This window comes from Achromobacter xylosoxidans A8, assembly GCF_000165835.1.
Lineage (GTDB): Bacteria > Pseudomonadota > Gammaproteobacteria > Burkholderiales > Burkholderiaceae_B > Achromobacter > Achromobacter xylosoxidans_B.
This window is the reverse complement of the sequence record NC_014640.1, coordinates 386712-408152: the sequence shown is the minus strand read 5'-3', so window position 1 is coordinate 408152 and position 21441 is coordinate 386712. Positions and strand designations below refer to the sequence as shown.

The window sequence follows — 21441 nt, the reverse complement described above, 5'->3', positions numbered from 1 at the left end:
CCATGTCCAACACCCAGAGCACTGAACAGATCGTCGCCGGCATCAAGAGCTGGCTGCAATGCGAATCGCCTTCCAACTTTCCCGAAGGCATTGCCGCCATGGCGCGCATCATCGCCGACTACGCCGCCGCCGCCGGCCTGACGGTCGAGCTGTCGTCGCTGGGCCCGACCACGGGTCCGCTGCTGTACGCGACCAACCGCGCCCCCGGCGACACGCGCCCCGGCATCCTGATCCTGGCGCACATGGACACGGTGCATCCGGTAGGCACGCTGCTCGAAAACCCCGTACGCATCGAAGGCGACCGTCTCTACGGCCCGGGCGGCTATGACATGAAGGCCGGCATCTACCTGGCGCTGTCAGCCCTGTCCGGCCTGGCGCGCCCCGGCGCGACCCAGCTACCGGTGGACTTCCTGGTGGTGCCCGACGAAGAAACCGGCAGCCACGCCTCGCGCACGCACATCGAACGCTTCGCCGCCAACGCCAAGTACGCGCTGGTCTGCGAACCGGCTCGCCCCAATGGCGGCAAGTGCGTCACGGCCCGCAAGGGCACCGGCATGCTGAACCTGAACGTCAAGGGCCGCCCAGCCCACGCCGGCATGCAGCATGAGAAGGGCCGCAGCGCCATCCGCGAAATGGCCCACCAGGTGCTGGCGCTGGAAGCCATGACCGACTATGACCGCGGCATCACCGTCAGCGTCGGCACCATCGCCGGCGGCACCGTGACCAACACCGTGCCGGCGCTGTGCCGCTGCGTGGTCGACTTCCGCGTGCCCGACATGGGCGCCGCCGAAGACGTGCTGCGCCGCATGCGCGAGCTGTGCGCCGTGGGTCCGGACGTCGAACTGGACATCGACGTGGAACTGAACCGCCCGCCCATGGTGAAGACCGAAGCCGCCGCCGACCTGCTGGCGCTGGTGCAGGGCTACGCCGAACGCGCCGGCTTCCTGCTGGAAGACGCGCCCATGACGGGCGGCGGCAGCGACGCCAACTTCACGTCCGCCATGGGCATCCCCACGCTGGACGGCCTGGGCGCCGATGGCGACGGCGCGCACACTTTGAACGAGCACATCCTGATTTCGACGCTGGAACAGCGCATGAAATTCTGGGAACTGCTGCTGAAAGAACTGGCGTAAGCAGCCCTTGCCGCCTCCCATAGCCGTCCGCCGGCAGTTGCTGGCGCGGGCGTTCGCCGCGCATGCCGTGTTTGCGGCGGGCGCGGCGCACGCGCACGCCGGACAGACCCGCGACTTGCTGGCCGACCGGCCGGCCAGTCCCGCGCCGGCCCAGCCGGGCTGGCTCGTCGCCGTCGACAATTGGCAGATGCTGGAGGGCGGCGCCAATGTGGCCCGCATCAAGCAGCGCACCACCGGCGTGTACGGCGGCGGCGAGTTCGAAGCGGGCGCCGGCTGGCGGCTGGGCGGCGCGCTGGGCGCCACCCGCAGCCGAGTCAACATCGACGCAGCCGACGCCCGGCTGGACGTCTACAGCTATACCGCGGGGGCCTACGGCAAGAAGTCGTTCAGCGCCGGCCCCGGCAAGCTGAACCTGCTGGCGGCCGCTTCCTACTCCTGGCACGACATCGACACCCGCCGGCATTTCGAGATGCCCGGGATTCCCCGCCAGACACTGACCGCCGACTTCAGCGCCTACACCGCACAGGTCTTCTCGGAACTCGGCTACGAGCTGGCGCTGTCGCCAGGCGCCACCCTTGAGCCATTCGCAGGCGTGGCCGTGCGCAACGTGCGCACCCGCAGCTTCAGCGAGTCGGGCGGTTCCACCGCGCTCTCGGCCGACGCGGGACGCATCCGGCAAACCACGACCACACTGGGCCTGCGCGGCCAGACCGGCTTCGCGCTCGGCCCCACCATGGGTCGGCTGCATGCGACGCTGGGCTGGCGCCGGGCCTTCGGCGACGTGCAGCCGGAAACGACCCTGGTCCTGGACGGCGGCAGCGTGCTGACCGTGGCCGGCGCGCCCATCGCCCGATCCGCGGCACTGGCGGGCCTGGGCCTGGAAGTCGCCGTGTCGCGCTCGGCCGTCATCGGCCTGGCCTACGGCGGCCAGTATGGCGGCGGCAACCGCGAGCACACGGGATCCTTGAGCTTGCGCTGGGCCTTCGGCAGCCTCTGAAAACTGCGGCCCGGCGCCTCCGCCATCCGTCCCTTTCGTCTTAGAATGACGCACTCAGACTGCGCATTTTCTCTCTCATCATGGCCGATTCCCCCACGCCCCTCAGCGCCATCGCCTATGGCGTCGCCACGCTGGCCGCCGACGGCGCCATCCTGGACACCTGGTATCCGCGCCCCTCGCTGGCCGACAACTCGCCGGCCACCGGCACCCGCCACCTGTCGCCCGAGGAAGCCCGCGCCGCGCTGGGCGAACACGTGCCCACCGCCCTGATCCGCGACACCCGCCGCAAGGTGGACATCGTCGCGGTACGCACCGCGATCGCGTCGCTCGACGAACCGCCGGTCGACGCGCACGACGCCTACCTGCGCCTGCACCTGCTCAGCCACCGGCTGATCCGTCCGCACGACGCCAATCTCGATGGCCTGTTCAATGTGCTGGCCAACGTCGCCTGGACCTCGGCCGGGCCCTGCGCGGTAGACCAGGTGGACACGCTGCGCTGGCACTTGCGCGCATCGGGGCAGATCCTGGAGATTCGCGGCGTGGACAAGATCCCCCGCATGACCGATTACGTGATGCCCGCCGGCGTGCGCATCGCCGACACCGCGCGCGTGCGGCTGGGCGCGCATCTGTCGCCGGGCACCACGGTGCTGCATGAAGGTTTCTGCAATTTCAACGCCGGCACGCTGGGCGCGTCCATGGTCGAAGGCCGCATCAGCGCGGGCGTCATCGTCGATGACGGCAGCGATATCGGTGGCGGCGCGTCCATCATGGGCACCATGTCAGGCGGCGGCAAGCAGGTGGTGTCCATCGGCAAGCGCTGCCTGCTGGGCGCCAACTCGGGCATAGGCATTTCGCTGGGCGACGACTGCGTGGTGGAGGCCGGCTGCTACATCACCGCCGGCACGCGCGTGCTGACCCCCGAAGGCGCAGTGGTCAAGGCCACTTCGCTGGCGGGCCAGCAAGGCCTGCTGTTCCGCCGCAACTCGCAGACCGGCGCCGTGGAGTGCCTGGTGCGCACCGCCGCCTGGGGCACCCTGAACCCCGATCTGCACACGGGGCATTGACCGGGCGCCGCGCAAGCGGCCCTGCTCAGGCGTATTCCGCCGTCCGGCCCAATTGGTCGTAGACCAAGTTCACGAACAGGTCCGAACTCAGCACGTCTGCGGCCAGGCACGAAAACACGGTCTCGCCGTTTTCGTCCTGCAGGCTGATCGTCTCGGTCCATTGGTTCAGGTCGATGCGCTTGAGCGATTCGTACGGCCATGTAGCGCCGCCGATATGCAGGCCCTCGGCCGACAAAGCCAGCTCCTGCGTCTGCAGGTCCGGGAAATTGCCGCTCTGGACGTAGCGGAACGCGACTCGCGCGCCGTCCGCGATCTTCTCTTCCAGCACGGGCAGGCGCTGCGCCACGTAGCGCGCGCGGAATGCGTCCATCAGCTTGTTGAATTCGCCGACCTCGGCGGGCACCAGAGTCCAAGGCTGCGCCGAACCGGTGCGGTAGGCAAAATGATTGATCGGGCCAGGGCCGTCGTCCGGCCCGGAGGCGAACAGGAACAGGTCCTGGATGTCCGCGAAGGCGGTGTAGATGCGCACGTCGCCTTGCCGGCAGACAACGCCGTGCTCGTGCAGTTCAAAACAATCCGGGGTGCTCCCCGTGTGGTTAAACACCGCCAGCGCGACAGAGGCTTGCGGGGTTTTGCTATCGGTCATGCAACTTCCTTATTGGAATTAGGGTGCTTTCGCGGCCCAGGACGTCGCAAAGTCATGCGATCCGTATTCTCCCTTATATAGGAGATACGTGCTTGATGACCCCGTTTTCCAGGTATTCCGGCCTGCCCGGCTGTAGTCACGCCCCCGGCGGCACCGGCGCGAACCGATAGTGCGCCACCGTGCCGCCGCCCGCGATGATGGCGGTGGATTCGGGCACTTCCTCCCAGGCGCCGGGCATTTCGGTCAAGGGTTCCGACAACAGCAGGAAGGCGTCATCGTCCAGCGCCGCGATCTGCGGGTTGTCGGGATACAGCTGGCGCAAATGGCGCACGCAGGTGTTGTGGAACAGCGTGCGCGAGTCCGCCTCGCTGGAATAGCGCACCGCGATCAGGCGCTGGCCGTCCAGCGCGCAGACCGTCATGTTGATGGGCTGCGCCACGCCATGCCGCCTGCCGGTCTCTTCCACCGCGCCCACCATGCGGGCCAGCGCCGTCAGCGGATCTTCGTCCAGGCCGAAGCTGAGCGCCAGCAGGAACATCACCTCGGAATCCGTCGACCCTTCCAGCGAGCCGAAGTACGCAGGCGCGATCATCAGCATCAGGTCGCGCCGGAGCAGCGGATAGTCGCGGATGACGCCGTTGTGGACGAACAGCCATTGGCCGTGACGGAACGGATGGCAGTTGGTTTCCTGGGCGGGCGTGTCGGTGGCGGCGCGGATATGCGCCACGAACAGCGGCGCGTGGATCGCGCGCGCCGCTTCTCGCAGATTGCGGTCGTTCCAGGCCGGATGGACGCTGCGGTAGCGGAATGGCGGCTCCAGCGGTTGGCCTTCGCGCTGGCGGCTGTACCAGCCCAGGCCGAAGCCATCGCCATTGGTAGTGGTGGCGCCCAGACGCGAGTGCAGGCTCTGGTCGATCAGAGAGTGCTTGGCCTTGAACAGCACGCTCTCCATCTGTATTGGACTACCGGTATAAGCCAGCCAGCGACACATGGCGCGCTCCTTCGATCCGCGGGGTTGCCGCCCCGGACCGCGGGACGGGCGCAGTCCAGTGTAGGAGCAGCCCGCGGCTTTTCACAAGCCGCTGCCCCGCCCCTATTTCTTCAGCAGCGCCTTGAGCATGGCCATGCGTTCTTTGGGATTCATCGCGGCGGTGGCCTCGTCTTCCTGCACGCGCACGTCGCCCAGGCCCATTTCCTCGATGAAGCGCGAAGGCTCGCGCACCAGGTCCTCGCGCGCCCGGCGCCGGCGCTTGCACCAGCTCAGGTTCAGGCTGCGCTGCGCGCGCGTGATGCCCACGTACATCAGCCTGCGTTCCTCCTGGATGCGCGAGGCCAGGTTCTCGGCCGCGCGCGCCGGATCGCCGACTTCGTCGTCCTTGCCCAGGTGAGGCAGCAAGCCTTCTTCCACGCCCGCCAGGTATACGTGCGGATACTCCAGGCCCTTGGACGCGTGCAGCGTGGACATCTTCACCGCGTCGGGTTCTTCTTCCTCGCCGCGCTCCAGCATGGTGACCAGCGCCACGTGCTGCACCAGGTCGAAGAGCGTCATGTTGTCCTCTTCGGCCTTGCGCTTGAGCCAGCCCGTCAGCTCCAGCACGTTCTGCCAGCGCGTCTGCGCGGGCCGTTCCTCGAACAGCTCGTACAGATAGCGCTCGTACTGGATGGCCTCCAGCAGATCGTCCAGCAGCACGCCCGCGGGTTCGGCGGGCGCGGCGTCCTTGCCCGAGGCCGCGCCGCGACCGGCGCGCCACTGCATGCGGCGGATGAACTCGGTGAAGGTGCGCAGCGGCTCCAGCTGGCGCGGCGCCAACTGGCTTTCCAGGCCGGTCTCGGCGACCGCCGCCAGCAGGGACAGCTCGCGGCTGGCGGCGTACTGCCCCAACGTCTGCAAGGTGGCCTGGCCGATGCCGCGCTTGGGCGTGGTGGCCGCGCGGATGAAGGCCGGATCGTCTTCGTCATTGGCCAGGATGCGCAGATAGGCCAGCACGTCGCGCACTTCGGTCTTGTCGAAAAAGCTCTGGCCGCCCGAGATCGTGTACGGAATCTTCAGGTTGCGCAGCGCCTGCTCCAGGATGCGCGACTGATGGTTGCTGCGGTACAGGATGGCGAAGTCCTTCCATTGCGCCTGGCGCTCGAAGCGCGAGGCCGACACCTTCATGGCGATGGATTCCGCCTCCTGTTCCTCGCCGTCCATGGCCGACACCAGGATGGGCTCGCCCACGCCCAGATCGGACCAGAGTTTCTTGTCGAACAGCTTGGGGTTCTTTTCGATCACCTGGTTCGCCGCCGCCAGGATGCGCTGCACCGAACGGTAGTTCTGCTCCAGCTTGATCAGCTTGATGTTGGGGTAGTCGGTGGTCAGCTTGGCCAGGTTTTCGATGGTGGCGCCGCGCCAGGCGTAGATTGCCTGGTCGTCGTCGCCCACCGCCGTGAACATGGCGCGCGAGCCCGTCAGCAACTGCACCAGACGGTACTGACAGACGTTGGTGTCCTGGTATTCGTCCACCAGCAGGTAGCGCACGCGGTTCTGCCAGCGCGTGCGTACTTCTTCATTGTTGGCCAGCAACAGCGCCGGGATGCGGATCAGGTCGTCGAAGTCCACCGCCTGGTAGGCGGCCAGCGTGGCCGCATAGCTGCGGTAGACGTTGGCCGCTTCCACGTCCGCCGGCGTGATGGCCTCGCGCGCGGCGTCGTCCGGCTCCATCAGCCCGTTCTTCCACAGCGAGATGATGCCCTGCACGTGGCGCAGCCGGCCCTTGTCGGTGGTGTTCAGCAGTTCCTGGATGATGGCCATGGCATCGTCGGCGTCCAGGATGGAGAAGGTCGGCTTCAGGCCCGCGTTGCGCGCTTCCTCGCGCAGCATCTTCACGCCCAGCGAATGGAAAGTGCTGATGATCAAGCCTTTGGACAGCTTGCGGTCCACCAAGGTCTTGACGCGCTCGTCCATCTCGCGCGCGGCCTTGTTGGTGAAGGTCAGCGCCACCACGTTGCGGCCCATGTAGCCGCACTCGCGCAGCAGGTACGCGATCTTCTGCGTGATCACGCGGGTCTTGCCGCTGCCGGCGCCGGCCAGCACCAGGCAGGGGCCGTCCAGGTACAGCACCGCTTCGCGTTGAGCGGGGTTCATGCCTTGGGCTATAGGTTCGCTGGCGGACATTTGAGTCAGGTGATCATGCATCGCGGCGGCCGCATTGAAGATGCGGCCGGCAAGCACGGGGCTTGCGGCCGCCCGTCAGCGGGCCGGTGATACGCGAGAAAAAGGGGACGGGCGCGGCCGCCGCAGCGGGCCTGCCGCGCCGGCGCGATAGAGGAGAAAGATCATAGAACAATCGGATCGGCGGTGCATCGGCCCTTACCGCAAGCGATCAGATTTCCAGCGGATCGACTTCCAGCTGCCAGCGCACGCGCGCCTCATTGGCGAGGTACGGCAGGTGGTGCGACCAGGACGCCAGGAAGGCCTGCAAAGCCGGGCGGCTGCTGCTTTCCGCCAACAGCTGGGCGCGCTCGATGTTGGCGACGCGCACCACCCGCAACGGCACCGGGTCGTACAGCATGATGGCGTCCAGGCCCGGAAAGTCGGCCGCCCACTCCCCTTCCGGCAAGCTTCGCGCCCGCTCCAGGAACTCCTGGGCCACCTTCAGTTCGCGCGCCTCGGCGGTCAGGAGCGCCTGGTAGACGAAAGGCGGCAAGCCGGTGCTTTCGCGCTCGTGCAGAGCATGGCGGGCGAAGCCCGCGTAATCGTGCCGCAGCAGCGCCTGATAGACCGGCTGCTCGGGGTAGCCGGTCTGTATCAGCACCTCGCCGTTGCCCTGGTGGCGGCCGGCCCGGCCCGCCACCTGCATCAGCTGCGCGAACAGGCGCTCCGGCGCGCGGAAGTCGTGCGCGAACAGCATCGAGTCCGCATTCAGCACGCCCACCAGTCCAAGGCGGGCGAAATCATGGCCCTTGGCCACCATCTGCGTGCCCACCAGGATGTCCACCTCGCCCGCGTGCACCGAGGCAAACAGCGCCTCGGCGCTGCCCTTCTTACGCGTGCTGTCGGCGTCGATGCGCAGGATGCGGGCTTCGGGAAACAATTCCGCCAGGTGTTCTTCGACGCGCTGCGTGCCGCGCCCCATGGGCGCCAAGTCCTGGTCGCCGCATTCGGGACAAGCGCGCGGCACCGGGGCCTGATAGCCGCAGTGATGGCATTGCAGCCGGTGGCCACGGCCATCGGTGCGATGCAGCACGGTGAACGCGGTGCAACGCGGGCAATTGCTGACCCAGGCGCAGGACTGGCAATGCAGCACCGGCGAATAGCCGCGCCGGTTCAGGAAGATGAGTGACTGCTCCTTGCGCTCCAGCCGCTGCGCAAGGGCGTCCAGCAGCTGCGGCGACATGCCATGCTTCAGTTGCAGGCGGCGCGTGTCCACCAGCCGCATCGACGGCAGACTGCTGGCGCGCGCCCGGCCCGGCAGGGTCAGGCGCAGGTAGCGGCCGCGCTCGGCATGCTGCCAGGTCTCCAGCGACGGCGTGGCCGATCCCAGCACCACCGGGATGCCCAGGTCATGGGCGCGCCACACCGCCAGATCGCGCGCCGAATAGCGCAGGCCGTCCTGCTGCTTGTAGGACGCGTCGTGCTCCTCGTCCACCACGATCAGGCCCAACTGGCCCAGCGGCGCGAACACCGACATGCGCGTGCCCAGCAACATGCGCGCCTCGCCGCGCTGGGCGCGGGCCCAGGCCTGCAGGCGTTCGCCATCGGACAGGCCGCTATGCATCACCGCCAGGCCATCCGGCCCGACCAGCGCCTCCAGACGCGCGCGCAGCGCGCTTTCCAGCTGCGGCGTCAGATTGATTTCGGGCACCATCAGCAGTACTTGGCGTCCTGCCGCCAGGACCTTCTCGGCCGCCCGCAGGTAGACCTCGGTCTTGCCGCTGCCCGTCACACCGTGCAGCAGCACGGGCTTGAACCCGTTCAGCGCGCCTATGGTGTCCACCGCCTCGCGTTGGGCGTCATTGAGTTCCGGCGGCTGATCGGCCTGGGCCGGCGTGCGCGCAGCCTTGCGCTTGCGTCCGTCCAGCCGCGCCACCGGTCCGCCGGCCGAGCGCTTGCCCTGATAGGCCGTGGGCTTGCGCAGCGGCGGCGGCAAGGTCGGCAGCATCACCTCGCCCAGTGGCCGCTGATAGTAGTCCGCAGCAAACCGGGCCAGGCGCAGCCAGTCCTCATCGAACGGCGGCAAGTCGTCCAGCACCTCTTCGATCGGCCGGATCTGCTTCGGGTCGAAGGACGGTTCGGCCGGGTTTTCCACCACCACACCGATCAGCTTGCGGCGGCCGAACGGCACGATGACCCGCAGGCCGACCGTCACCGGCGCCTCGCTGCGGTAGTCGAACGGGCCGGGCAAGGGCACGTCCAGCGCCACGCGCACCCAGCAGACCGCGGGGGTCGTATTTGGCTGCGCTTCAGACATGGAGGCTAGGACGGTGCATGTAGAAGGATGATCCCGGATGATGGCGGCGTGCTCCGTTCCCGGCCTGTGGATAACTTTGGGGAAAAGGCTGGAGCAACATCGAAAATTGGAATTTGACAAGATTGCGCAAACTTGCGAAATCTTCTTGAAAACCATCAATTCATTATTTAAAACAATAACTTATGATGGCTTCCCAGATTGTAAACTAGCATCTAAAGGGTTTTCCCCGAGAGCAATCTTGCTGTGCACAAGTGTCCCCGGGGGCCCTCCTGCTCCGGCCCTTTAGACCGAAGCGTCCACTCACTTACCCCCGCAGCGAACGGCTGTGCTGGTGGACTTCATCCACCAATTCGGCTACGGCTTCCGGCGGAGTAAAGCGCGAAATTCCGTGCCCCAGATTGAACACGTGGCCGCCCTTGCCCACCGGTCCGAAGGCATCCAGCACGCGCCGCGCCTCGGCCCGGATGGCGGGTCCGCCGCCGAACAAAGCCATGGGATCCAGGTTGCCCTGGAACGCCACCGAGTCCCCGGTGCGGCGCCGCGCGGCGGCCAGATCCACCGTCCAGTCCAGGCCCACGGCGTCGGCGCCGCAGGCGGCAATCTGTTCCAGCCATTGGCCGCCGCCTTTGGTGAAGACAATGGCCGGCACGCGGCGGCCTTCGTGTTCGCGCTTCAGGCCGGCCACGACCTTGCGGGTGTAGGCCAGCGAAAACTGCTGGAACAGGCCGTCGGCCAGCACGCCGCCCCAGCTGTCGAACAGCATCACGGCTTGCGCGCCCGCGTCGATCTGCGCGTTCAGGTACTGCAGCGTGGCTTCGGCGTTGATCTCGAGTATGCGGTGCAGCAGGTCGGGACGCGCATACAGCATGGTCTTGATCAGGCGGTAATCATCGCTGCCCTGGCCTTCCACCATGTAGCAGGCGATGGTCCAGGGGCTGCCGGCAAAGCCGATCAGCGGGACCTTGCCGTCCAGGTCGCGCCGGATCGTGCGCACGGCGTCGAAGACATAGCGCAGCTTGTCCATGTCCGGCACTTCCAGGCGCGCCACGTCTTCCTCGGTACGCACCGGACGCGCGAAGCGCGGCCCCTCGCCTTCGGCGAAATCCAGGCCCAGGCCCATGGCGTGCGGCACCGTCAGGATGTCCGAGAACAGGATGGCCGCGTCCAGGTCGAAACGCTCCAGCGGCTGCAGCGTGACTTCCGAGGCGTACTCCGGATTCTGCGCGAGGCCCATGAAGGAACCCGCACGGGCCCGCGTCTGGCGGTACTCGGGCAAGTAGCGGCCGGCCTGGCGCATCAGCCAGATCGGGGTGTAGGGCACGGGCTCGCGCAACAGCGAGCGCAAGAACACATCGTTCTTCAGTACGGAAGCAGACACGACTATCCTCGATGATCGGAAGCCGTGATTTTACTTCCCCTGGCTGACAAATCCCGGCCCGCCGCCGGCCCGTGCTTGCCCGCGCGCAAGTACGGCGCTTTCCGCGCGGGACGACGCGTGCGACGCCCGGGTGGTGGAGCTGACGCGCCAGCAGTCCTGCCTGCCGCGCAGGCGCTTCAGGCACCCTGCTCCTGCGCGGCCTGCCGGTACGGCGCCGCCTCGATGCCGTGCTTGCGCATCAGCGCCCAGAAGGCCCGCCGGTGCTTGCAGCAGGCCCGCGCCGCCTGCGCCACGTTGCCGCCATGACGCGACAGCGCAAGCCGGATGTAGTCGCGCTCGAAGCCGTCCACCACCCGCGCCTTCGCGATCCGGAAGGATTCGTGCGCGAGCCGCGGGTGTTGATGACGCGGGCCGGGCACGGCGTGATCGACAAGATCGGACGCCACCCGGGCGCGCAAGGCTGCGGGACGAGGTAATCCGCCCGCGCCTGCCTGAGGCCGCGCCTCGCGGTACATCGTCGCGGGCTCACGGATCTCTACCCGCGCCGTGCCGCGCCCCTGCGCGGCGCGGGCCAGGCGACCGAGCCGCACCCGCAGGCTCTCCCGGCAGGCGGGCTGCGTCTCGAAATCCGATGCGCCCAGGCTCAGCAGGTCTTCGATGGCGGGCGCCTTCACGTCCGAGATCAGCAACAGCAACGGGGTAGTCAACACGGCGTCGGCCTGCTGCAAGGCCATGCGCGTCCAGGCCAGCGAAGACGGTGCCACGGGCAGGATGCAGCAGTCATAGCGCCTGAGCGCCACAGCCAACCGCGCCAGCGCCTGCACGTCCGCTTCCGGGACCGGGGCTTCAGGCACGGCGTCAGCCGCCGCATCTGCGGACGTATCGCGGGACGCCGCGCCAGCGGCGGCATAACGCACCGGACTCAGCGATACCAGGTGCAGCCGCACACGCATCTGCCTGGCCGGGTGCTGCGCAACCAGATCGCGCATCGCCCCTTCGTGGCCCGGCGCCAGCAGAACCCCGCAATCCAGGACTTCTCGCACGCTTTCCCCCTACGCTTCACTAGGCAAAACTGAAGGCTACTGTTGCAGCCGCCAGCCAGCTATTCGTAGTGATCGCATTGCGGCTCGCACAAAGGCGAATGCCGCAGCCTTGGCTCGGACATGAAAAAAGCGGCCCAAAGGCCGCTTTCTTCGAGTCCGGGGCGTACCCCGGGGCACAGCTTCGCCGCTTAGTGCGAACGGCCGCCTTGGCGCAGCTTGCGCGCCGCGATGGCTTGCGCAGCCAGCATGGCGAGTTCGGCTTCGACCACGGCGATGTCCGCCTTGTCCTTGGCGTTGGCCAGGGCCTGTTCGGCCTTCTGGCGCGCTTCCAGGGCGCGGGCTTCGTCCAGGTCGGCGGCACGGATAGCCGTGTCGGCCAGAACCGTCACGCTGCCCGGCTGCACTTCCAGAATGCCCCCGGCGACGAAGATGTTTTCCTCGCCTTGGTCGGCACGAACGATCTTGACCGTCCCGGGGCGTATGCGCGAAATCAGCGGGGTGTGGCCGGGCAGAATGCCCAGTTCACCCGCTTCGCCAGGCAGCACCACGAACTTCGCCTCACCGGAGAAGATCGCTTCCTCTGCGCTGACGACATCCACATGCAGGGTAGCCATATCGGTTCCTTATTGCAGTTTCTTGGCCTTCTCGAAGGCCTCGTCGATCGAGCCGACCATGTAGAAGGCCTGTTCCGGCAGTGCATCGCACTCGCCGTTCACGATCATCTTGAAACCACGGATGGTTTCGGCCAGCGGAACGTACTTGCCGGGCGAACCGGTAAACACTTCAGCAACGTGGAACGGCTGCGACAGGAAGCGCTGGATCTTGCGAGCGCGGGCCACGGCCTGCTTGTCTTCCGGCGACAGTTCGTCCATGCCCAGAATCGCGATGATGTCGCGCAGTTCCTTGTAGCGCTGCAGCGTTTGCTGCACGCCACGGGCAACGGCGTAGTGCTCTTCGCCCACGACTTGCGGGTCGAGCTGGCGGCTGGACGAATCCAGCGGGTCCACGGCCGGGTAGATACCCAGAGCGGCGATGTCACGCGACAGCACGACGGTCGAGTCCAAATGCTGGAAGGTCGTGGCAGGCGACGGGTCGGTCAAGTCGTCCGCAGGGACGTACACGGCCTGGATCGAGGTGATCGAGCCGGTCTTGGTCGACGTGATGCGCTCTTGCAGCTTGCCCATTTCTTCGGCCAGCGTGGGCTGGTAACCCACCGCCGACGGCATACGGCCCAGCAGTGCGGACACTTCCGTACCGGCCAGGGTGTAGCGGTAGATGTTGTCCACGAAGAACAGGATGTCGCGGCCTTCGTCGCGGAACTTCTCGGCCATGGTCAGGCCGGTCAGCGCCACGCGCAGACGGTTGCCCGGGGGTTCGTTCATCTGACCGAACACCATCGCAACCTTGTCCAGAACGTTCGACTCTTCCATTTCGTGGTAGAAGTCGTTGCCTTCGCGGGTACGCTCACCCACGCCGGCGAACACCGACAAGCCGCTGTGCTGCTTGGCGATGTTGTTGATCAGTTCCATCATGTTGACGGTCTTGCCCACGCCGGCGCCGCCGAACAGGCCGACCTTGCCGCCCTTGGCGAACGGGCAAACCAGGTCAATAACCTTGATGCCGGTTTCCAGCAGTTCCACCGACGGCGACAGTTCGTCGAAACGGGGAGCCGGCTGGTGAATGCCGCGCTTTTCTTCGTGCTGAATGGGGCCGGCTTCGTCAATGGGACGACCCAGCACGTCCATGATGCGGCCCAGCGTGCCGGTGCCGACGGGCACCGAGATCGGGGCGCCCGTGCCCGTGACCTTCATGCCGCGGCGCAGGCCGTCGCTGGAGCCCAGCGCAATGGTACGCACCACGCCGTCGCCCAGCTGTTGCTGCACTTCCAGCGTCAGACCCTTTTCGGCGAACGAGGAACCCTCGTCGGCCAGGGTAAGCGCTTCGTAAATCTTGGGCATGTGATCGCGGGGGAACTGAATATCCACCACGGCGCCGATGCACTGAACGATGGTTCCGTTGCTCATGTCGATTCCTTGCTTGATAGCTTGTGACGGGATGCTGCCTGCCTCAAACGGCGGCAGCGCCCCCTACGATTTCCGAAATTTCTTTGGTGATCGCGGCCTGACGGGTCTTGTTGTAGACCAGTTGCAGATCGCCGATGACCTTCTTGGCGTTGTCCGACGCCGCCTTCATGGCGACCATCCGGGCCGACTGCTCCGAAGCCATGTTCTCGGCCACGGCTTGGTACAGCAGGCCTTCAACGTAACGCTGCAGCAGGTCGTCGATCACGCTACGGGCGTCGGGTTCGTAGATGTAATCCCAGCTGTAGTCCGACTTCACTTCCGAGGTCTTGGCCAGCTTCTCGGCACCCATCTGGTACGGATCATCCAAACCGCTGGCCAGGGGCAGCAGACGCAGGAACAGCGGCTCCTGCTTCATCGTGTTGACGAAGCGGGTCGAAGCCACGTACAGCGCGTCGATGCGGCCTTCCAGGTAGGCGTCCAGCTGCACCTTGATCGCGCCCAGCAGGCGGTCGAGTTGCGGCTTGTCGCCCAGTTGCACTTCCTGGGAAACCAGTTTGGCGCCGATGCGCGTCAGCACGCCCACGCCCTTGTTGCCGAAAGCGGTCGCTTGCACGGCGATGCCGTTCTTCTCGAACTCTTTCAGCTTGCCCAACGTCACGCGGGTGATGTTGGTGTTCAAGCCGCCGCACAAACCCTTGTCGGTCGTCACCATGACCACGCCGACCGCTTTGATTTCGCGTTCGACCAGGTACGGGTGGCTGTATTCGGGGTTGGCCTGCATCAGGTGCGCAGCAATCTCGCGCACCTTGGTGGCGTACGGACGGCCTGCACGCATCCGCTCCTGCGCCTTGCGCATTTTGGATGCGGCGACCATTTCCATCGCCTTGGTGATCTTGCGCGTGTTTTGCACGCTCTTGATCTTGGTTCGGATTTCCTTAATTCCGGGCATTGCGCTTTCCTGTGAAGACTGGCCGATGGGTTCCGCTGGCGCCTCATCCATCCGGGAAGGATGGGTGAGGCGTCGCGGACGCCTAACCCATCACTTTCTTAAAAAGCACCGTGCTTCTTGAATTCCTGAATGGCGGCGGCCAGTTCGGCCTCGTCATCCTTGGACAGTTCCTTGGTGTCTTCGATGCGCTGGATCAGGGCCGCATGCTTGGCCTTCAGTTGATCCTTCAGCGACTTCTCGAACGACAGCACTTGGGCCACGTCCACTTCATCCAGGTAGCCGTTGTTGACCGTGTACAGCGTGACGGCCAGTTCCCACACTTGCAGCGGCTGGTATTGCGGCTGCTTGAGCAGTTCCACCACGCGCTTGCCGCGTTCCAGCTGGCGACGGGTCGCGTCGTCCAGGTCGGAAGCGAACTGCGCGAAGGCGGCCAGTTCACGGTACTGCGCCAAGTCGGTACGGATACCGCCGGACAGCTTCTTGACGACCTTGGTCTGAGCAGCGCCACCCACACGCGACACCGAAATACCGGCGTTGATTGCGGGGCGGACACCGGCGTTGAACAGGTCGGTTTCCAGGAAGATCTGGCCGTCGGTGATCGAGATCACGTTGGTCGGAACGAAGGCCGACACGTCGCCTGCCTGGGTTTCGATGATCGGCAGCGCGGTCAGCGAACCGGTCTGGCCCTTGACGGCGCCGTTGGTGAACTTCTCGACGTACTCTTCGTTGACGCGGGCAGCGCGTTCCAGCAGGCGCGAGTGCAGGTAGAACACGTCGCCCGGGTAGGCTTCGCGGCCCGGCGGACGGCGCAGCAGCAGCGAGACCTGGCGATAGGCCCAGGCTTGCTTGGTCAGGTCGTCATAAACGATCAGGGCGTCTTCGCCGCGATCGCGGAAGTATTCGCCCATCGTGCAGCCGGCGTAGGCGGCCAGGTACTGCATGGCGGCCGAGTCGGAGGCCGAAGCGGCCACGACGATGGTGTATTCCATCGCGCCGTGCTCTTCCAGCTTGCGGACCACGTTGTTGATCGTGGAAGCCTTCTGGCCGATAGCGACGTACACGCAGGTGACGCCCTTGCCCTTCTGGCTGATGATGGTGTCGACAGCGACGGCGGTCTTGCCGGTCTGGCGGTCGCCAATGATCAGTTCGCGCTGGCCGCGGCCGATCGGCACCATCGAGTCGATAGCCTTGATGCCGGTTTGCAGCGGCTGCGACACCGAGCGGCGGGCGATAACGCCAGGCGCCACTTTTTCGATGATGTCGGTGGCCTTGGCGTTGACCGGGCCCTTGCCGTCGATCGGCTCGCCCAGCGTGTTGACCACGCGGCCTTTCAGTTCGGGACCGACCGGAACTTCCAGAATGCGGCCGGTCGTCTTGACCTGGTCGCCTTCGGAAACGCCGGTGTAGTCGCCGAGAATAACGGCGCCGACGGAATCACGCTCGAGGTTGAGCGCCAGACCGAAAACGTTGTTGGGGAATTCGAGCATTTCGCCCTGCATCACGTCGGACAAGCCGTGGATGCGGGTAATACCGTCGGTCACGGACACGACGGTGCCCTGAGTACGGACATCAGCCGAAGCGCCCAGGCCCTCGATGCGGCTCTTGAGCAGTTCGCTGATCTCGGAGGGATTGAGTTGCATATTGACTCCTGGAATCCTGTTAGTTGCCTTAAGCGGCGAGCTGATCGCGCATGCGGGCCAATTGGGCTTGTACGGAAGTATCGAGCACCTGGTCACCGACGGCCACGCGCACGCCGCCGATCAGCGACGGATCAACGGTGACGCTGGGCTTGAGCTTGAGGCCAAATTTTTGTTCGAGGGCGGTAACCAGTTCTTTGACCTGGGCATCGCTCAGTTCGAACGCGCTGGTGATTTCCGCCTGCGCCGTGCCGTCGTGACGATTCCGCAGCACCGCGAATTGCGCGGCGATGTCGGGCAGCAGCAGCAACCGGTCGTTTTCGACCAGCAGCTCGATGAAATTGCGGGCGGCTTGAGGCAGTTCGGCCTTTACCAGGCCGGAGAACAGCTCGACGCGCTGCTTGTCGCCCAGACGCGGGTCGGCCATGGCCTCGCGCACGTCGGGGTTGGAGGCGACCTGAGCCAGTTCGCTGACCAGGTCGGACCAGGCCGGCAAGCCGGCGCGGTCGTCGCGCGCCGCGCTGAAGAGCGCTTCAGCGTAGGGCCGGGCAACAGTGGAAAGTTCAGCCATGACGGTCCCGGATTAAAGCTGCGCGCGGAGCTGGTTGAGCAGCTCGGCGTGTGCGCGGGCGTCAACCTCGCGCTTGAGGATCTGTTCAGCACCCTTGACGGCCAGCGCAGCGACGTCGTCGCGCAGCAGGTCGCGGGCGCGCTGGACTTCCTGCGCGGCATCCTGGGCAGCCTGCGCCACGATGCGGGCGCGCTCGGCTTCCGCTTCACGGCGGGCCTGCTCGATCAGGGAGGCGGCTTGCTTCTCGGCCTCGATGATGCGGGCGTGGTTTTCGGACTTGGCAGAAGCCTCGATCAGACTGACGCGCGCCTGGGCTTGAGCCAGATCGGCTTTGCCCTTCTCGGCGGCGGCCAGGCCGTCGGCGATTTTCTGGCGGCGCTCGTCCATCGCCTTCGTCAGGGGGGGCCACACGAATTTCATCGTGAACCAGCCCAGAACGAAGAACACGAGCATCTGGAAAATGATCGTCGCGTTCAGATTCACGGTCGTTCCTTTAACACCTTGCGGCTCCGACCGCACCCGGAAAGGGGCGTCACGGAGCACTCGATACTTTGCTAGGCGGCGACGGAGCTTGCACCCGCATCGCCGCCAGCGTCATGACCCGCCTTTTCGCCGGCGGGCGGTGCCTTAGCCGACGAACGGGTTGGCGAAGGCGAACAGCATGGCGATACCCACGCCGATCAGGAATGCCGCGTCGATCAGGCCAGCCAGCAGGAACATCTTCGTTTGCAGAGCGTTCATCAGTTCAGGCTGACGAGCCGAGGCTTCCAGATACTTGCCGCCCATCAGTGCGATGCCGATGCAAGCGCCGATAGCGCCCAGACCGATGATAAGACCGCATGCGAGGGCAACGAAAGCGACGTTGGTCATGACAACTCCTTGGTTAGAAATCTGAAGTCAAAAATTGAAAAATAAGGGGTACTGCTCAATGCAAGATAATCTTGCTATCCCGTGCTGGCCGGGTGGCCAGCACGGGAAATTCGGGGGATCAGTGGCCTTCGTGAGCCTGGCCGAGGTACACCAGCGTCAGCATCATGAAGATGAAGGCCTGCAGCAGAACGATCAGGATGTGGAAGATCGCCCAGATGGAACCGGCCAGGATGTGACCGATGCCCAAGCCGATGCTGGCGCCGTTGAAACCGGTCCAGGCGCCGCCCAGCAGGGCGATCAGCATGAAAATCAGTTCGCCGGCGAACATGTTGCCGAACAACCGCATGCCCAGCGAGACGGACTTGGCGGCGTATTCGATCAGGTTCAGCAGCAGGTTGAACGGAGCCAGCACAATGGCGCCGATGCCGTGCGCATGGAACGGCGCGGTGAACAGTTCTTTGACGAAGCCGCCCGGGTGCTTGATCTTGATGCCGTAGTAGAACATCAGCAGCAGCACGCCCAGCGACATGCCCATCGGCACGTTCAGGTCGGCGGTCGGCAGAATGCGGTGGTAGTAGAGAGGGTCGCCATGCTCGGCACCCAGGCCGGTCAGACGCCAGATGGAGGGCAGCAAGTCGACGGGCAGCAGGTCCAGCGCGTTCATCAGGATGATCCAGAGGAACACGGTGAGCGCCAGCGGGGCGATGAAGAGACGGCTCTTGGCGTTGTGGACGATGCCCTTGGCCTGGTCGTCGACCATGTCGACGATCATTTCCACGAAGGCCTGGAAGCGGCCCGGCACGCCGTTGGTGGCGCGGCGCGCAGCGCGCCAGAGGAAGAAAATGACGATCAGGCCCATCAGGCCGGACCAGAACAACGAGTCGTAATTGATGATGTCGAACTGAGCAATAGCGCTCTGTTTCTCACCGGTATTGTTCAGATGCACCAGGTGGTGCTGAATATACGCGGACTGAGGCGACACGTCGCTGGCAGCAGCCATTTGAATCCTACCCTATTTGCTGTGCCCGGCCCTTGCGAACCGGACGATTCCACGATTTCGTTTGCCGCAAACCTGCTCGGCGCTATGACAACTTGCGGAACATCAAGAGCAAGAGATAGCCCTTCAATGTGAGTATCAGACCGAGCAGCGCGGCAGGCCATACGAGGCTGTCCTGCGCCACACGCGAAAGCAGCCACAACAGCAACGCCGTTGCGAACAACTTGATCAACTCACCAGAGAGAAAGGTAAAGGGACTGGACTTACCGGCCCGTACGCTGACAGCCAGGCGCAATGCGAACAACGCATTGGGAATGAAATACGCTCCCGCCCCCGCCAGCGCCGACCAACCTGCCGCCGCCCCTCCGACAACCCCCGCTATCACTGCTGCTGCGAGCCCCATGGCACCTTGCGCTGCCAATGCCAACAGGAGCCCGCGGCTTGCTTGAGCATTCAGCGCCGCGCGATCCGCGTCACTGAGAACCAGAACTTTATCCGTCATGTCGTGGTCAAACATTGCTTGCTGCTGACCCTGACCTTCAACCGGACCCTGCCGCACTTCCTGCTGCATGGAGTTCTGTTGCATCAAACTTCCTCGCTTTGCTTCTTTGCCCCTATCAGAACCGGCGCGTCCCGCTGCCCGTAGCTGCCTCCCATAGCCGGCGCCAAGTCGTTGATTTCAAAAGGCTCATCAACGCCGTGCCTGCTACTTGTCAGCCGCTACGTGTTCTTATCCCGCAAGCGTCAAACCCGCAGAGTATAGCGTGATTCTTTTTACCCTAGCAAATGAACTTTCGGCCGTTTGTAAGGTGCAAACAACGCTTGGATCCGACGAAATTAGGGACGCGAATCAGCCCGCAACGCACGGTGCGCAAACCCTGCGCCATGCAACGCGGCCTCCGCAATGGAGGCCGCGCTTTATACCATCAAAACAAGGTCAGTCTTCCTTGACCGGCGGCGGCGCCCACAGACCGTCCAGCGCCGTATCCTGGGGCGAATACAGGCGCATGCTGAGCAGGAACGGCGCATCGGCCGCCGGCGAGGCGATCCAGTTCGAACGCTTGCGTTCGCCGGGGTCGCGGCGCTGGATGTAGATGTCCAGCGAGCCGTCGGCGTTGTACTTCAGGCCGTCGGTGCTGCGCAGCACGTAGCGGTTGGCCGGATTGTCGGCAAAACCGTGGTTCGCGTCGTAGACGTGCAGCGACCAGAAGGCATTCGCCGGCGGCAACTGGCCCTTGTCGAAGTGCAGCACATAGTCCTCGTTGGAGTTCAGCGCGCGGCCCTTGGAATCGGACACCGTCACCGGGTAGAGCACGTCCTCGGGCGTCGGCGCGCCCAGGCCGGCATAGGCGATGGCGGCACGCCGCGTGTAGTCGGTGCCGTAGGTGCCGATGCCGGACAGCACGGTGCTCCAGCCGTTCATGGGCGTGCCCAGGCGCGACACGCCATCGGCGATGCGCCGGCCGGCCAGCGGCTGGGCCTGCGCCAGCGCCTGCTGCACAGCCGGATTCAGGCGGCCATACGAGAACGGTTGGCGGCTGTCCAGGCCGATGCGGCGCATGCGGTCCAGGATGGGCGTGTCATTGGCGTGCGACGGGTTGTTGCGCATCACGTCGAAGAACAGCGTGAAGAACGAGGCGGCATCCATGCCCGCGGCCTGCTCGGCCGGCGTGCCGTCGGGTACCGTCACGGGCATGGGCGGCGGCAGGTCGCTGCCGATTGGCGCCGCACCCACGCCGGGACCGGTCTGCGGATATGCACTGCGGGAGCCGCGGTTGACGGCGGGCCGAGCGGTGGCGGACGCGGCCAGCGGACTGGCGGTCATGCCGGCCTGGATCTGATTGACGGCCGCGTAGTCTTGCGGGCCGCCCGCCTGGGTCCAGCCGATCAGCCAGCCGGTGGCGGTGGGGCTGTGGATCACGTCCATGCCGGGCGGCACGCTGCCTTGCCAGCCGGGGCCGACGATGGCGAAGGATTGGGCGCCGTTGCCATTGGTACGCGTGCCGCGCGAGGCGAACACGTCGCTCCACATGTCCAGCGCCGACAACACCATATAGCGGTCGCCGGTGGCGGGCAGGTTCACGATCAGCGGCGCGCGCGACACGTCGAACCACAGGCTGGAATAGAGCGCATCGGCGCTGGGCCACGGCACGTCGCCGGCGCGCGGATCCGGGAAGGCGGCCTTGTGGCCGAATTGATTCACCGGCGCCTTGCCGTCCAGCGGCGTCTGCACGGCGGTGGCCTTGCGGCGCGCCAGCTCCATCAGCACCATTGGATAGGCGTAGACATAGGCGTCGATGGCGATGTCGCGCAGCTCTTGCTCGCTCATCTGCGCGGCGGGCGCGGAAGCGGCCGGATATGGCGTCTCGGACACCAGCCGCAAGGAGGGACGTGGCGATTGCGCCTGCGCGGCGGTAACGAAGCAGGCGCTCAGCGCGCCGGCGAGAACCGCGGCGGACCACCGGCGGGTAGCGATAGATGTACGCATGCAAGGCTCCTTCTTGGTTTTGTCTGCAAGCGAGCCGCCGCGCCGGGCTTGCCAGTTCGGGCAAGCCTCTCTGGCGCGGCACCTCGTGGTGACGCTTTTTCAGGATAGGACCGAACTCTGCAACAAGGTGCTGCCCAAGCGTTTCAAGGCGCAACACGGCGCGCACTAGAGCATGCATGCAAAAAAATCGC

General features: G+C 65.6%; 19 protein-coding genes. 3 read left to right on the top strand and 16 right to left on the bottom strand.

Translation table 11 applies throughout. The features are described from left to right. Positions 1-2 precede the first annotated feature (2 nt). From AXYL_RS01925 to dapD, 3 genes are all read left to right on the top strand, one after another. Entirely contained in the window at positions 3-1133 is a 1131-nt protein-coding gene (locus AXYL_RS01925) for a M20 family metallopeptidase (RefSeq protein ID WP_013391143.1), read from the top strand. Between the two features lie 7 nt (positions 1134-1140). Further along, positions 1141-2130, top strand: a complete 990-nt coding sequence (locus AXYL_RS01920) for an autotransporter outer membrane beta-barrel domain-containing protein (RefSeq protein WP_237709973.1) — start codon at positions 1141-1143, stop codon at positions 2128-2130. Positions 2131-2210: 80 nt separating this feature from the next. Further along, a complete protein-coding gene (gene dapD / locus AXYL_RS01915; protein WP_013391141.1) occupies positions 2211-3194 on the top strand; it encodes a 2,3,4,5-tetrahydropyridine-2,6-dicarboxylate N-succinyltransferase in 984 nt (327 codons plus the stop codon). A 25-nt stretch (positions 3195-3219) separates the two neighbouring features. Here dapD and AXYL_RS01910 read toward each other — a convergent pair whose 3' ends face one another. The 16 genes from AXYL_RS01910 to AXYL_RS01835 all read right to left on the bottom strand — a co-directional run bounded on the left by AXYL_RS01910 (position 3220) and on the right by AXYL_RS01835 (position 21250). Continuing rightward, the gene (locus tag AXYL_RS01910; protein ID WP_013391140.1) at positions 3220-3840 is read right to left on the bottom strand and encodes a hypothetical protein; all 621 of its coding nucleotides are present in this window, start codon (positions 3838-3840) and stop codon (positions 3220-3222) included. Between the two features lie 136 nt (positions 3841-3976). Further along, positions 3977-4831: a class II glutamine amidotransferase gene (locus AXYL_RS01905; protein WP_013391139.1), complete on the bottom strand. Its 855-nt coding sequence runs from the start codon at positions 4829-4831 to the stop codon at positions 3977-3979. Positions 4832-4933: 102 nt separating this feature from the next. After that, positions 4934-6997 carry a UvrD-helicase domain-containing protein gene (locus AXYL_RS01900; RefSeq protein WP_041654782.1) on the bottom strand — a complete coding sequence of 688 codons (2064 nt, stop codon included), beginning with the start codon at positions 6995-6997 and terminating at the stop codon, positions 4934-4936. 208 nt (positions 6998-7205) lie between these two features. Further along, positions 7206-9293 (bottom strand): primosomal protein N', encoded by a 2088-nt coding sequence (locus AXYL_RS01895; protein WP_049797746.1) that lies wholly within the window; start codon positions 9291-9293, stop codon positions 7206-7208. A gap of 304 nt (positions 9294-9597) precedes the next feature. Then, entirely contained in the window at positions 9598-10671 is a 1074-nt protein-coding gene (hemE, locus tag AXYL_RS01890) for a uroporphyrinogen decarboxylase (RefSeq protein WP_013391136.1), read from the bottom strand. 176 nt (positions 10672-10847) lie between these two features. Further along, a complete protein-coding gene (locus tag AXYL_RS01885; RefSeq protein WP_013391135.1) occupies positions 10848-11660 on the bottom strand; it encodes a helix-turn-helix domain-containing protein in 813 nt (270 codons plus the stop codon). A gap of 242 nt (positions 11661-11902) precedes the next feature. After that, entirely contained in the window at positions 11903-12328 is a 426-nt protein-coding gene (locus AXYL_RS01880; RefSeq protein WP_013391134.1) for a F0F1 ATP synthase subunit epsilon, read from the bottom strand. Between the two features lie 9 nt (positions 12329-12337). Beyond that, positions 12338-13738, bottom strand: coding sequence for a F0F1 ATP synthase subunit beta (atpD, locus tag AXYL_RS01875; protein WP_013391133.1), 1401 nt, complete (start codon positions 13736-13738; stop codon positions 12338-12340). Between the two features lie 43 nt (positions 13739-13781). Then, the gene (atpG, locus tag AXYL_RS01870) at positions 13782-14687 is read right to left on the bottom strand and encodes a F0F1 ATP synthase subunit gamma (RefSeq protein ID WP_013391132.1); all 906 of its coding nucleotides are present in this window, start codon (positions 14685-14687) and stop codon (positions 13782-13784) included. Between the two features lie 98 nt (positions 14688-14785). Continuing rightward, positions 14786-16327, bottom strand: coding sequence for a F0F1 ATP synthase subunit alpha (gene atpA, locus AXYL_RS01865; protein ID WP_013391131.1), 1542 nt, complete (start codon positions 16325-16327; stop codon positions 14786-14788). A 28-nt stretch (positions 16328-16355) separates the two neighbouring features. Then, positions 16356-16895, bottom strand: a complete 540-nt coding sequence (locus tag AXYL_RS01860) for a F0F1 ATP synthase subunit delta (protein WP_013391130.1) — start codon at positions 16893-16895, stop codon at positions 16356-16358. 12 nt (positions 16896-16907) lie between these two features. Further along, positions 16908-17378: a F0F1 ATP synthase subunit B gene (locus AXYL_RS01855; protein WP_013391129.1), complete on the bottom strand. Its 471-nt coding sequence runs from the start codon at positions 17376-17378 to the stop codon at positions 16908-16910. Positions 17379-17522: 144 nt separating this feature from the next. Continuing rightward, positions 17523-17765: a F0F1 ATP synthase subunit C gene (gene atpE, locus AXYL_RS01850; protein ID WP_003815363.1), complete on the bottom strand. Its 243-nt coding sequence runs from the start codon at positions 17763-17765 to the stop codon at positions 17523-17525. A gap of 118 nt (positions 17766-17883) precedes the next feature. Then, the gene (gene atpB, locus AXYL_RS01845; RefSeq protein ID WP_013391128.1) at positions 17884-18765 is read right to left on the bottom strand and encodes a F0F1 ATP synthase subunit A; all 882 of its coding nucleotides are present in this window, start codon (positions 18763-18765) and stop codon (positions 17884-17886) included. Between the two features lie 82 nt (positions 18766-18847). Continuing rightward, entirely contained in the window at positions 18848-19264 is a 417-nt protein-coding gene (locus AXYL_RS01840; protein WP_413772869.1) for an ATP synthase subunit I, read from the bottom strand. A 435-nt stretch (positions 19265-19699) separates the two neighbouring features. Continuing rightward, positions 19700-21250: a DUF1254 domain-containing protein gene (locus AXYL_RS01835; RefSeq protein ID WP_013391125.1), complete on the bottom strand. Its 1551-nt coding sequence runs from the start codon at positions 21248-21250 to the stop codon at positions 19700-19702. Between the last annotated feature and the right edge of the window lie 191 nt (positions 21251-21441).

Excerpts from the sequence above, each read along its gene's own strand:
- AXYL_RS01925 (WP_013391143.1), top strand. The coding sequence starts at position 3 with ATGTCCAACACCCAGAGCACTGAACAGATCGTCGCCGGCATCAAGAGC.
- dapD (WP_013391141.1), top strand. The coding sequence starts at position 2,211 with ATGGCCGATTCCCCCACGCCCCTCAGCGCCATCGCCTATGGCGTCGCC.
- AXYL_RS01910 (WP_013391140.1), bottom strand. The coding sequence starts at position 3,840 with ATGACCGATAGCAAAACCCCGCAAGCCTCTGTCGCGCTGGCGGTGTTT.
- AXYL_RS01905 (WP_013391139.1), bottom strand. The coding sequence starts at position 4,831 with ATGTGTCGCTGGCTGGCTTATACCGGTAGTCCAATACAGATGGAGAGC.
- AXYL_RS01900 (WP_041654782.1), bottom strand. The coding sequence starts at position 6,997 with ATGTCCGCCAGCGAACCTATAGCCCAAGGCATGAACCCCGCTCAACGC.
- AXYL_RS01895 (WP_049797746.1), bottom strand. The coding sequence starts at position 9,293 with ATGTCTGAAGCGCAGCCAAATACGACCCCCGCGGTCTGCTGGGTGCGC.
- AXYL_RS01885 (WP_013391135.1), bottom strand. The coding sequence starts at position 11,660 with ATGCGCGATCTGGTTGCGCAGCACCCGGCCAGGCAGATGCGTGTGCGG.
- AXYL_RS01880 (WP_013391134.1), bottom strand. The coding sequence starts at position 12,328 with ATGGCTACCCTGCATGTGGATGTCGTCAGCGCAGAGGAAGCGATCTTC.
- atpD (WP_013391133.1), bottom strand. The coding sequence starts at position 13,738 with ATGAGCAACGGAACCATCGTTCAGTGCATCGGCGCCGTGGTGGATATT.
- atpG (WP_013391132.1), bottom strand. The coding sequence starts at position 14,687 with ATGCCCGGAATTAAGGAAATCCGAACCAAGATCAAGAGCGTGCAAAAC.
- atpA (WP_013391131.1), bottom strand. The coding sequence starts at position 16,327 with ATGCAACTCAATCCCTCCGAGATCAGCGAACTGCTCAAGAGCCGCATC.
- AXYL_RS01860 (WP_013391130.1), bottom strand. The coding sequence starts at position 16,895 with ATGGCTGAACTTTCCACTGTTGCCCGGCCCTACGCTGAAGCGCTCTTC.
- atpE (WP_003815363.1), bottom strand. The coding sequence starts at position 17,765 with ATGACCAACGTCGCTTTCGTTGCCCTCGCATGCGGTCTTATCATCGGT.
- atpB (WP_013391128.1), bottom strand. The coding sequence starts at position 18,765 with ATGGCTGCTGCCAGCGACGTGTCGCCTCAGTCCGCGTATATTCAGCAC.
- AXYL_RS01840 (WP_413772869.1), bottom strand. The coding sequence starts at position 19,264 with ATGACGGATAAAGTTCTGGTTCTCAGTGACGCGGATCGCGCGGCGCTG.
- AXYL_RS01835 (WP_013391125.1), bottom strand. The coding sequence starts at position 21,250 with ATGCGTACATCTATCGCTACCCGCCGGTGGTCCGCCGCGGTTCTCGCC.